9 protein-coding genes and 1 pseudogene are annotated in these 11804 nt (G+C 71.2%); 5 read left to right on the top strand and 5 right to left on the bottom strand.

What is annotated here, in order from left to right:
* Positions 1-183 precede the first annotated feature (183 nt).
* Both AB0383_RS25330 and AB0383_RS25325 read right to left on the bottom strand, forming a co-directional pair.
* Positions 184-615, bottom strand: a complete 432-nt coding sequence (locus AB0383_RS25330) for a MarR family transcriptional regulator (protein WP_364180336.1) — start codon at positions 613-615, stop codon at positions 184-186.
* Between the two features lie 64 nt (positions 616-679).
* A complete protein-coding gene (locus AB0383_RS25325; RefSeq protein WP_366188709.1) occupies positions 680-2146 on the bottom strand; it encodes an NCS2 family permease in 1467 nt (488 codons plus the stop codon).
* Between the two features lie 107 nt (positions 2147-2253).
* Between AB0383_RS25325 and AB0383_RS25320 the strand changes: the two genes are divergently transcribed.
* Positions 2254-2481 (top strand): DUF2530 domain-containing protein, encoded by a 228-nt coding sequence (locus AB0383_RS25320; RefSeq protein ID WP_220247183.1) that lies wholly within the window; start codon positions 2254-2256, stop codon positions 2479-2481.
* A 71-nt stretch (positions 2482-2552) separates the two neighbouring features.
* Here AB0383_RS25320 and AB0383_RS25315 read toward each other — a convergent pair whose 3' ends face one another.
* Both AB0383_RS25315 and AB0383_RS25310 read right to left on the bottom strand, forming a co-directional pair.
* The gene (locus AB0383_RS25315; RefSeq protein ID WP_366188763.1) at positions 2553-5318 is read right to left on the bottom strand and encodes a molecular chaperone Hsp90; all 2766 of its coding nucleotides are present in this window, start codon (positions 5316-5318) and stop codon (positions 2553-2555) included.
* A 1517-nt stretch (positions 5319-6835) separates the two neighbouring features.
* Positions 6836-7579, bottom strand: a pseudogene (locus tag AB0383_RS25310) (DUF3027 domain-containing protein); the annotation flags it as partial.
* 50 nt (positions 7580-7629) lie between these two features.
* On the opposite strand from AB0383_RS25310, the gene AB0383_RS25305 reads away from it, so the two are divergent.
* Genes AB0383_RS25305 through AB0383_RS25295 form a run of 3 tightly spaced genes read left to right on the top strand, consistent with a single transcriptional unit; the run spans position 7630 to position 10992 of the window.
* Positions 7630-8427, top strand: a complete 798-nt coding sequence (locus tag AB0383_RS25305; RefSeq protein ID WP_366188708.1) for a glutaminyl-peptide cyclotransferase — start codon at positions 7630-7632, stop codon at positions 8425-8427.
* A gap of 38 nt (positions 8428-8465) precedes the next feature.
* A complete protein-coding gene (locus AB0383_RS25300; RefSeq protein ID WP_366188707.1) occupies positions 8466-10505 on the top strand; it encodes an MFS transporter in 2040 nt (679 codons plus the stop codon).
* A gap of 10 nt (positions 10506-10515) precedes the next feature.
* On the top strand, positions 10516-10992 hold the full coding sequence (locus AB0383_RS25295; protein ID WP_220244599.1) for a DUF2771 family protein: 477 nt from the start codon (positions 10516-10518) through the stop codon (positions 10990-10992).
* A gap of 60 nt (positions 10993-11052) precedes the next feature.
* Here the strand turns inward: AB0383_RS25295 and AB0383_RS25290 are convergent, their stop codons facing one another.
* Positions 11053-11439 (bottom strand): cold-shock protein, encoded by a 387-nt coding sequence (locus AB0383_RS25290; RefSeq protein WP_364180520.1) that lies wholly within the window; start codon positions 11437-11439, stop codon positions 11053-11055.
* 131 nt (positions 11440-11570) lie between these two features.
* Here AB0383_RS25290 and AB0383_RS25285 point away from each other — a divergent pair, with 131 nt between their 5' ends.
* Complete coding sequence (locus AB0383_RS25285) at positions 11571-11801, top strand: hypothetical protein (protein ID WP_220244600.1); 231 nt, start codon at positions 11571-11573, stop codon at positions 11799-11801.
* The last annotated feature ends 3 nt before the right edge of the window (positions 11802-11804 follow it).

Raw genomic sequence — 11804 nt, 5'->3', positions numbered from 1 at the left:
GTCTGTCGGGTTCGGCCGGTTCCTTGCGCACGTGATCGGCGCCGTCGGGCAGGCTCGGGGTGCGCTGCGCTGGGGTGCCGGGTGGTCCGGACGCGGGCGGGCTGGCCGGCTGTGGCGCCGTGTCCCGGGTAGCAATGGTTTCGGTCGTACGCTCTGCTTCGCTACCCGTGGTCGCCACCGGTGTTAGTTCCCCGCCATCCTGTCGATGATCTCAGCGGCGCGGGAGAGCACTTCCAGCTCTTCCTCGCCGAGTTCGGCCAGTTGCCGATCCAGCCACGCCTCCCGGACGGAAATGGCCTTCTTCACGTAGGCCATGCCGCTGTCGGACAGCTCGACGATGGCCTGCCGGCCATCGGTCGGGTGCGGGCGCCGCTCGACGAACCCCATCTCCTCGAGCGCGGCGATGACCCTCGTCATCGAGGGCGGCTGGACGCCTTCCTTGGCGGCCAGCTGACCAGGCGTCAGCGGGCCGCACTTGTGCAAGGTGGACAGCGCCGCGGTCTGTGTCAACGTCACGTCGTCGCCCACGCGCTGTGCCCGGAGCCGGCGGTTGAGCCGGACCACCGCGAGACGCAGGCGGCTCGCCAGGGAGCGCTCATGCGTGTCGCCGGACATATAGTTAGCTTACCTCACGAAAATGGCGCCGAAGGGTGAACCCCGCCACCCTCCGCGATCACGCTCAGCTCAACGCCGCCTGGATCGGACCCACCGCGAAGTAGGCCACGAACGCCACCGCGATCACCCACATCAGCGGGTGGACCTGGCGGGCCTTGCCGGTGGCGGCGCGGATGACGACGTAGCTCACGAAGCCCGCGCCGATGCCGTTGGCGATGGAGTAGGTGAATGGCATGACGACGATCGTCAGGAAGGCCGGCAGCGCGATCGAGAAGTCCGTGAAATCGATTTCGCGGACCTGTCCCATCATCAGCGCGCCCACGACCGCCAGCGCCGGCGCGGCGGCCTCGACGGGCACGATCTGGTAGAGCGGCGTCAGGAACATGGCGGCGAGGAAGAGCACACCGGTGACGACGTTGGCGAGGCCCGTGCGCGCGCCCTCCGCGATGCCGGAGGCGGACTCGACGAAGACGGTGTTGGAGCTGGCCGAGCCGAAGCCACCGGCCGCGCCGGCGAGGCCCTCGACGAACAGGGCGCGCCCGACGTTGGGGAGCTGGCCGTCCTTGCCGATCAAGCCGGCTTCCTTGCCGAGGCCGGTCATGGTGCCCATGGCGTCGAAGAAATCGGCGAGCACGAGCGTGAACACGAGCAGCACGACGGTGATGATCGGCAGCCGCGTCCACGCGCCGAAGGACACGTCGCCGACCAGCGACAGGTCGGGGATGCCCAGAACGTTCGACGGAAGCGCCGGGTAGCCGAGGTTCCAGCCCTTGGGATTTGTGCCGTTCGACGGCCCGGCCTTCACGATCGCCTCGACGACGATGGCCAGCACGGTCGAGCCCAGCACGCCGATGAGGATCGCGCCCTTGACCTTCTTCGCCACGAGGATCGCGGTGAGCAGCAGGCCGACCACGAACACGGCCGTCGGCCAGGAGGCGACCGAGCCGTTGATGCCGAGGCCGACCGGGACGGTCGTGTGCGCGTCGTCGGGCAGGCGGCGCACGAAACCGGCGTCGACGAGCCCGATGAGGCAGATGAACAGGCCGATGCCGACCGCGATCGCCGACTTGAGCGCCGGCGGCACCGCGCGGAACACGGCCGTGCGGAAGCCGGTGAGGACCAGCAGGACGATGATCACGCCCTCGATCACCACCAGGCCCATGGCCTCGGGCCAGGTCATCTGGGGTGCGAGCGTGACGGCGAGCAGGCTGTTGAGGCCCAGACCGGTGGCGATGGCGAACGGGTAGTTGGCGATCAGGCCCATCAGGATCGTCATCACACCGGCGACCAGCGCCGTCACCGCGGCCACGGCCGGCACGGGCAGGATGTGGCCGAGCACGTCGGCGTGCGCCGAGGGCGTGCCCGCGGCGAAGCTGCCGATGATGAGCGGGTTGAGCACCACGATGTAGGCCATGGTCACGAACGTGACGACGCCGCCGCGGATCTCCCGCCCGGCCGTGGAGCCGCGTTCGGTGATCTTGAAGAACCGGTCCAGAGTGGACACGGTCTCCCGCTCGCGCTGATCCGTCATGCCGTGCCCCTGTCTTGCTCGCTGCTGTCGTGCTCGTTCCGTGAACGCCCGGGGGTACCCTTCACCACGTGGATGAACCGATCAATCCCGCGGAGGTTACGGGCTCGTTGCGGCACACGCCGGACCTGCCCAAGCGCCTGACCGACCTGACCCCGGTGGTGATCGTAGGTACCTCGCTGTGGGCCGTCGCGCTGGTGGTGCTCTTTTTCGTCGCCGACGGGGTGTGGGTGTGGACGGCGTTCGCCGGGATCGTCCTGGGGTTCATCGGCTTCGGCATCATCTTCTGGCAGCGCGCGGCGGCCCGGCGGGGGTCAAAGTCGGCGCAACGTCTCTAGTTCGGCGCCACGTCTCCAGTTCGGCACCGCGGCTCCAGTTCGGTGCAACGGCTTGGTTCGACACAGCGCCTCTAGTTCAGGAACGTGTGCGGCGCCGGGTCGTCGAGCAGTGCGGTGATGCGGTAGCGCTCGGCCCAGTGGTCGGTGGCCCAGGCGAACGCGCGGGCCAGACCTTCCGACGTGTCGGCGGCGTGGAGCCGGTTGTCCTCGTCCGACCACCACGGGACGTCGGCGGTGGTGCCGTCGACGGTCACGGTGAGCGCGTCGTGCAGCAGCGGGCCGCCCTCGGGCACGGTGAGGCCGAGCTGGTCGGCGACGAGGCGGATCGCGGGCAGGTCGGCCCAGGCGACGTACTCGCCGGCGCTGGTCACCTCGTTCGGCAGGGCGCCGGCGAGAGGGACGTCGAGCAGTTCGGCGAGGCGTTCGGGGTCTTCGGGGGCGGCGACGATCTTGGTCGCCGGCAGCGCGGACGCCGGCCACGGGACGTCGAGGACCACGGCTTTGTCGGCGTCTGCCACGCTCGCGTCGGCCGTGCGGACGCGGACCGGGGCGTCGAGGTCGTCGACGTCCACGGGCGATTGCACGAGCGCGCGGTGGGCGCGCGCGGCGAGGCCCGGCGTGAGCGTGCGGGCGGGGTCGCCGAGGCGGTCGAGCAGATCGGTGACGTCTTCGGCCGTCGCGAGGTCGAGCGTGGTCCGGACGCCGGCGGCCTGGAGCAGCTCGACGGTGAGCTCGAGGTCGGGCACCTCGTCGTAGAGGCCCGCGAGGTCGGCCGCGGCGGGCAGGCGCCAGGAGCCGGGGGCTTCGCCGGCGAGCAGGGCGTAGCGGGCGAGCCACCAGCCCGCGTGGCCTTCGGGCGTGTGCAGCGCCTGCCACGTCTCCGGGCGCGCGGCGATGAGGCGCAGCGCGGCCGGCCAGGCGTCGTCGGCGACGAGGTCGAGGTCTCTGATCGCCAGGACAGTCGTCGGTTCGGCCGAGTCCCACCACGTGTCTTCGTCGGGCAGACCGTGGTCGGGCTCGTGCGGCTCTTCGTCGCGGACGACGGCGAACGAGTCGAGCACGCCGACCGCTTCGAGTGTCGGCTGTGGCCAGTCCTCGGCGAACTCCTCGTCGAGAACGGACAGGGCACCGTCCTCTTCGAACACTTCAGGGTCGAACACGTCGAGAAGAGGAGACGAAGGCAGCACGAGCTCGTCTGCCCGGCGCCAGCCGTCTTCGGACGGGAGGGCGAGCGCACCGGCCCACTCCGGCGCGTCGTCACCGCACTCCGCGATCAGCCGCAGCACGGCGCCCGCGAGGTTCATCCCGTCCAAACCGGACCGGACGTCCTCCACGCTGCGTTCCACGGCGTACTGCACCTGCTCGGCTTCGAGCAGCTGGCGGGCGTCGGCGTGCTTGGCGCCCAAGCGTTCCAGCAACGGGTGCGCTGCGGCGGGGTGCACGAGCCGCAGTCCCGGAACGTCCACATCGGACAGGAGTTCGAGCAGCTCGTTTGACCCGTCGAGCAGCAATGTGCCGCGCGCACCGGGCAGCGTGCGTCCGTCGGACAGCGGCACCGGGAGCCCGTCGAGCTGTGCCGGCGACACGTCGTGCGTGTCCACGGCCACGGCGAGCGCCGCGTACAGCCGGTGCCACCAACCGGGTTCACGGTCGATCCCGGTGAGCACCTCCAGCACGTCCTCGACGCCGATCGCCTGCGCCGACACGGGCTTCAGCGCCCGCGCCGCCCCCGCCGGCGCGGCCACCAGGCCCGGCACGAGGTCGGCCAAGAGTGGCGGCAAGTCCGGCACGTCGACGTCGAGCACCTTCGCCTGCCGGCCGGACACCTCCTTGTTGTCCATTATGGACAGCCATGGCTGCGTCGACAGCTCGGCGAAAACCTGATCCCTCAGCTGCGCATCCACTGTGGACCGCGGGAATCCGGCCTGGGGCACCAGCACGAACCGATGCTCCTGCGGCACAGCCCTGACGAGCCCGACGTATTTCTTCGCCGCCGCTGCGATCGCCTCGTCCAGCGCCGCCCCGGGCAACACCCTCCGCCGCGACGGCTCCAGCGGCACGGGCGCGATCAACCGCGCCGGCAGCGACAACGCCTCATCCGTCGGCGTCGGCGCGTGCAACACGTCTTCGCCCAGCGGCTGCGGCACCCCGTCCGCATCGATCGGCACGGCCCAGCCCTCGTGCGTCAGCCACCTTCGGCTCTTCTCGGGCCCGGCGATCTCCACCTGATCCGTGCCGGTGCGCGTCCAAACGCGACCGTCCACTTCAGCCTCACCCAACCACGGCAAGGCGAGCAGAAGGTCGGAAATCTCTTCCTGGAGGGCGTCGAGCAGCGCCTTCCCACTCTCCGGCTCCCGCAGCGGCAGCCGCACCTCCGTGTCGAACCCCTCCGGCGGAGCCTCCTCGGCAGGCCACGGCAGCCTCAGCACGGGCACATCCCCGTCCCGCCCGGCCGCCTCCCGCGTCCGCTCCGCGGAGAACCGCACCCCACCTCCCGCCGACACGACCCGCGGCTCGTCGGACACGGTCAACACCGCGGCAAACCCGACGCCAAACCGCCCGACCGTGTCCAGCCGCTCCTTCGCCGACGCCCGCAACGACGCCAACGACTCCACACCGCGCGTATCCAGCGGCGCCCCGGTGTTGGCGAACCTCAGCTCACCGTCCACAACGGACACCCTGACCCGGCCGGGGGTCTCGGCCGCCTGCGCCGCGTCCGCCGCGTTCTGCGCCAGCTCCACGAACAGCCGATCGCGATACGCCCCAACCCTCAGATCCCGCTCGGCGTTGGTGTCCTCCACAAACCGCGTCGGCGAGTCCCGCCACGCGCGCAACATCGCCTCGCGCAGCCGCCCCGTCCCGAACGGATCCGCCCCCACGCCCTCACTCACCGGGGGCCGTCACCACTCTCAGCACCCCGGTCACCCTCGCCGGCCTGCACCTCGGCGGCCTGCACCTCGGCGGCCTGCACCTCGGCGGCGCGGTCCGCTTCGCCAACCTGTCCAGCTTCGGCGGCGTGGACTGCTTCGCCGGCTTCGGCGCCTTCACTCGCTTCGGCAACCTGGGCCACTTCAGCGGCTTCGGTCGCTGTGTGCGCTTCGGCCACCGTGCTGGCGTCGCCAGCCTGGCCAGCTTCAGCTGCCCGGCTCACTCCGATCGCTTCGGCGCCTTCGCGCGCTTCAGCGACGTTGGTGGCTTCGGTCGCGTTCGTTGCATCGGCGGGTTCCGCAGAATCGCCGGCAGCTTCCTCGAACGACTCCGCAGCCGACTCCTCGACCGTCGCCGCTTCCGGCGCCGCGCTGTCCGCGATCTCGTCTGCCGCGGAAACCGCCTGGGCCTCGGGCGCCGCAAGGTCGGCGACCGCTGTGGTTTCCGCGCCCGCGCCATCCTGCGCTGCCGACTCGGTGGCAGCTTCCTCAGAAGCTCCGGCGTGAACCTCGCCGGCCGGTTCCGAACCCTGCTCGGCGGTGTGATCAGCCCACAGCCCCACCGCTTCCCAGGCCGCAGCAGCCGGCTCAGCGGGGGCAGCGGCCTCGGGCTCCAAGGTCACAGCCGCGGCGTCGCCAGCTGCATCCGGAGCCGGGGTGACCGCAGCCGGTTCGGCGATCGAGTCGGCCGAAGCCTCCGCGAGCGACTCGGTGGCGGGAGCCGCCTGCGAAGTCGCAACTTCAACGGCCGAGTCCGCAGGCGCTTCTTCCACCGCCGGCTCGGCAGCCTCGACCTCGGGCAAGGCAGCCGGCGGCAACCCTGCCGCTTCGGAGGCGGAAGCCGCCTCCGGTGCAGAGGTCGTCGCGGCCGGTTCGGCCGAGGCAATCGCCTCCGGGTCCGCAGTTCCAGCCTCGGCCGCGGGAGTCGCCGCAGCCGGCTCCGCAGAGACAGCCGCCTCGGGCTGCGAGGTCACGGCCGCAGCGTCGGCGGGAGCCCCCGGAGCCGGGGCCGCCGCAGCCGACTCGACAGAGACAGTCGCCTCAGGCTGCGAGGTCACGGCCGCAGCGTCGGCAGCTGCATCCGGCGCCGGGGTGACCGCGGTCGGCTCGGCGACGGCGATCGAGTCCACCGCATCGGCGGCCGGCTCGGCAGAGACCGTGGCCGCGGGCTGCCCGGCGGCGGTCGTGTCCGAAGAAGCGGCCGAAGCCGTCTCCGCGGCCGCGTTCGTCGTGAGGGTTTCGGCGGCCGGGGTGATCCCAGCCGAGGCAGTCTCCTCAAGCGCCACCTCAACAGCGGCAACCTCAGCAGCAGCCTCCGGCTCCACCGTCGCCACGGTGGAAGCCTCTTCAGCGGCAGCCGACGAAGCCTCCTCCGACGAAGCAGCAGCCGCCGCCGGCGAGGCCTCAGGCTCAGCATCCGAAACGAAGTCGATCAACGAGTCGTCATAAACCAGTTCCGCCACCGGGATCGACGAGGTGATCTCCACCTCCACCTCGGAATGCGCCCCGCACCCGTACTCGACGTCCACCACATGGCCGTCCGCCGGGGCGATGTCGTTGGTGCACACCCCGAACGCCCCGCGCAGAGACCCGGCGAGCGGCACGAAAAACCCACAGGACCCACAAGTCGCCGGAGCACTCCGGGCCATGTCGGAGCGCGGGCCGAACTCGCCGCCGTGCCAGCGGGTGGCGGCGTCCTGGCGGCCGTAGCGGGACAGGACGTGGACGCGGCCCAAGCCGACGTCGTGGGCGACCTCTTCGACGGCCGGGTCGTCGGACAGCAGGTACGCGGGCGCGAGGCGCGGGTCGTCCTTGTCGGTGGGGAAGATGTCGCCCACGCCGAGGTCGCCGGCGCGCACGCGTTGCTCCCAGGGGACCCACGTGGGTGCGACCAGGGAGTCCGGGCCGGGCAGGAGGGCGAGCTCGCTCACGGTCACCGGCTCGTCCAGGCCGGCGACGGCGACCGTCACGGCCCAGCGCCAGCCGCGGTAGCCGGGCACCGACGCCTCGAACAGGTGGGTCGCCGAGACGGCGTCCTCGGAGGTCACGCCGACGTGCTCGCCGACCTGCTCGGCCGGGGCGTCCGCCAGCACAGCTTCGCGCGCAAAGTCTTCCGCGTCCGCGAGCTTCCGCTGGATAGAGCCGTCGTCCAGGGTCAACAGCAACGTCATGACCCCAATTGTGCCGCACGCATCCGCGCCGCCCGTGCCAGGCTGTTCCCGTGCGCACTCCCCCCACGCGAACCCGGTTGATCTGGCCGCTGCTGGCGGTGGCCCTGCTCGGCGGTTGCGCCGGCACGCAGGCGACACAACCCCCGCCCGAAGACCTCACTGTGCAGGTGCTGCAGACGCTGCCGCACGACACGTCGGCCTTCACCGAGGGCCTCGAGTTCGCCGGCACGACGCTGTACGAGAGCCGCGGCCTCTCCGGCGAGTCCGCGCTCACCGCCGGCCCCGCCGGTCAGACGTCCACCACGCGCGTGGCGCTGCCGTCGCCGCTGTTCGCGGAGGGCATCACGATCCTCGGGCCCAAGCTGTGGCAGCTGACCTGGCAGGACGGCTTCGCCATCGAACGCGATTCGAAAACCTTGGCGGAGCTGCGCCGCGTGCCCTTCAACGGCGAGGGCTGGGGCCTGTGCCACCAGCCCAGCGGGCGTCTGGTCATGAGCAACGGCACCTCGCAGCTCACGTTCCGTGACCCGCAGACGTTTGCGGTCACCGGGAGCGTCGACGTCGGAGTGGACCAGCTCAACGAACTCGAGTGCGTCGGTGACACCGTGTACGCGAACGTGTGGAAAACCGGCACCATCCTGCGCATCGATTCCAAAACCGGACACATCACCGGACGCATCGACGCCGGCGGACTTCGCACCCCGGTCAACCCCGGAGAAGACGTGCTCAACGGCATCGCGGCCGTCCCCGGCACCGACGAATTCCTCGTCACGGGCAAGCTCTGGCCCGCGATGTACCGGGTGAAGTTCGTACCCGCCGGCGCCGCCGGGACACAGAACGGCACGTGATCGGGCGGAACGGCACCCGGATGAGGCAGGATTGACGCGTGGCACTCTTCGGTTCGCACTCCGAACCCGACGGCACCTTCTCCGGGCGGTCGGGCAAGGGTCGCGGCCGGAAGTCCAAGCGCAAGTGGACGCCGGAGCCCAGCGCCGCCCAGGCCCGCTCCTGGCGCGACTCGCCGCAGCCCACCCACGTCGACCCCGCCGCGCACCCGGTCGAACCACCGACCCGGGGCGTCCCGGCAGAGCCCCCGACCCGGCGCGTCCCGGCCGACCCGCCGCGCGCCCGTCCTGAGCGATACGAAGAGCGGTACGAGCCCCGCGCCCGTCCTGAGCGATACGAAGAGCGGTACGAGCCCCGTCCCCGTCCTGAGCGCATCCCCGCCGAAGGCCGGGAGCCGCGCGCCCGAAGCCCGTTCTACGACGAGCCCCGCACCCCGACGGCCGACGAGGCCCCCACCGGCGCCGTCCCCCTCGGCCACCGGCCGCCGCCATCCAGGGGGGCGCGGCCGTACCCGCCGCAAGACCACCGCACCGAACCCGTCCGGCCACGCCAGGACAATCCCCGGCCCGGCAGCGGCGAATACGAGCACTACGACACCGGCGGCTACGCCGGCGAGCCGCGCGTCGACCCCGAACGTGACGAAGAACTCCGCACCACCGCGGTCCCCGGTGCCGGCTCGATCCCGAAGCTGCCGAAGAAGATCACCGTCACGCGCGTCGCCGCGTTGCGCAGCCGGCAGCTGAGCGGACAGGCCATCGGCATGTTCCAGCGCGCCACCAAGGCCGACGGCGCGGACAAGTCGGGCCTCACGTCGCTGATGTACGCGGTGATGCTCAACTACGCCAGCGACGCCGCAATGGCCATCGCGCTCGCCAACACGCTCTTCTTCGCCGCCACCAGCGGCGAGAGCAAGGGCAAAGTGGCGCTGTACCTACTGATCACCATCGCGCCGTTCGCGCTCGTCGCGCCCGTGATCGGCCCGGCGCTGGACAAGATCCAGCGCGGCCGCCGGCTCGCGATGTGCGTGGCGTCGATCGGCCAGGGCCTCATGGCCGTGGTGATGGCGCTGCACTTCGACGACTGGCTGCTCTACCCCGCCGCGCTCGGGATGATGGTGCTGTCGAAGTCGTTCACCGTGCTCAAGGCCGCCATCACGCCCCGCGTGGTGCCGCCGGAGATCACGCTGTCGAAGACCAACGCGCGGCTCACGATCTTCGGCCTCGTCGCCGCAGGCGTGTTCGGCGGGCTGGCCAGCGGCGTCAACGCGATCAGCGGTTCCGCGGGCGCGCTGTGGTTCACCGCGTTGATCTGCGTGGCCGCGGCCGTGCAGTCGATGCGAATCCCGTCGTGGGTCGAGGTGACCGAGGGCGAGGTGCCCACGTCGCTGTCGGCGCGGCCCGAGCCGAAGCAGAAGAAACAACGCCAGCCGATGGGCCGCCACATCGTGGTCGCCTTGTGGGGCAACGGATCCGTGCGCGTGCTCACCGGGTTCCTCATGATGTTCGCCGCGTTCGCGGTGAAGGCGCAGACGGAGGGCACGGGCCACAGCCCGTTCATGCAGCTGCTCCTGCTGGGCATCATCGGCGCCGCGGCCGGAGCGGGTGGCTTCGTCGGCAACGCGCTGGGCTCGCGCCTGCAGTTCGGCGCGCCGGACCAGGTGATCGTGTGGTGCGTAACCGCGTGCACAGGTGTGACGCTCATCGCCACCCTCCTGCCCGGACTCGCGACGGCCGCGGTCGTCAGCCTCGTCGGCGCCACGGCGAGCGCGCTCGCGAAGATCAGCCTCGACGCCGTGATCCAGGAAGACCTGCCGGAGCAGTCGCGCGCGTCGGCGTTCGGGCGCTCGGAAACGGTGCTGCAGCTGGCCTGGTGCATCGGCGGTGCCGTGGGCCTGCTGCTGCCGCCGACGTACTGGATCGGCTTCCTCGTGGTCACGGTGCTGCTCGCCGTCGGCCTCACGCAGACCTATCTCGTGCAGCGCGGCGGTTCGCTCCTGCCGGGGCTGGGCGGAAACCGGCCACTGCGGCCCGAACCGACCGGCAGCTTCCCCGCGCAGGGTCTGCCGCGAGAGCGCCGGTAATCTTCGGACCATGCGACGTTCCCGATTGGTGGCCGTGCTCGCGGCCGGTGGTCTCGCCGTGGCCGGCTGCTCGGCGCCCGGGCCGGCCGAGGTGACGTTCTACGGCGATGGGCACACGATCAACGTCGGGCCCATCGGCAACTGCGACGTCAAGACCGGCATCTGCGCCGCCAACCCCGGCGCCGCGGGCACGCTGAAGCTGCGCCCGGGCAAGTCCGTGCAGATCTCCGTGCCGAAGGAGGTCGCGGAAGGTCCGTGGAAGGTGACGGTGCAGTTCGTCAACGGCAAGGGCCAGCCCCAGCCGTTGAAGGAAGACATCATCACCAGCGGCGACCGCTACGCCTACACCGCGACGCCGCCCACCAAGGACGACCAGATCGTGGTGGTGGAGATCGCGCAGGCCACCGTGGTCAGCCGCACGGGTGACCCCAACGATGCGGAGCCGATCACCTCGGCCCTGTGGTCGCTGCAGGTTCAGCCCGCCTGACGGCACGACGGGTGAAGGGCACCCGTCGAGATGCCCTTCACCCCAGCGTCCGACGCGGGTTTAGGGATCCAGGTCCCGGGCGACCGCGCGCAAGATCTCCGCGATCTGCTTGGTGTTCTTGCGATCCGGGTAGCGGTTGCGACGCAGGTCGGGCTGGACCTTCAGCTCGAGGAGCTTGATCATGTCCTCGATCAGGCCGTGCAGCTCCTCGGCGGGACGCCGGCGCGCTTCGGCGACCGACGGCGGCGGGTCCAGCAGCCGGACGGAGAGCGCCTGCGGCCCGCGACGGCCGTCGGCGACGCCGAACTCCAGCCGCTGCCCGGCCTTGAGCCCCTCGACGCCCTGCGGCAGCGCGGCCTTGCGGATGTAGACGTCGGCTCCGCCGTCCTGCGTGACGAACCCGAACCCCTTCTCCGCGTCGTACCACTTGACCTTGCCGGTCGGCACTTCCCTCACCAGTCCTTCTGCTGTGCTGCTCACGACGAACGCGCCCCGGGCGTACCCAGGGCGCGCGTCCGCTTAGCGTATCTCGCCACATGCCCTGGGGAGAAGCGGATACGGCCGTTACCCTCAGCGCCATGGACAACGCAGCAAAGCAGACCGCGGGCAAACCGATCCTCATGCGGATCGGGATCGGCCTGTTCGCCATCGGGCTGCTCGCCGTGCTGGCCGTGTTCGTGATGTTCGCCGCCGGTCTGGAGAACCTGCCGGTGTGGCTCAGCGCGGTCGCCGGCGTGGTGACGCCACTGGGCCTGCTGCTCGGCCTGATCGCGCTGGTCCGCGAGGCGCGCGCCGGCAAGCACGGCTGAGCC

Origin of the sequence: Amycolatopsis sp. NPDC051373, assembly GCF_040689465.1 — a bacterium.
In the GTDB taxonomy this organism is placed as follows: domain Bacteria; phylum Actinomycetota; class Actinomycetes; order Mycobacteriales; family Pseudonocardiaceae; genus Amycolatopsis.
This window is presented reverse-complemented; position numbering and strand designations above follow the sequence as displayed.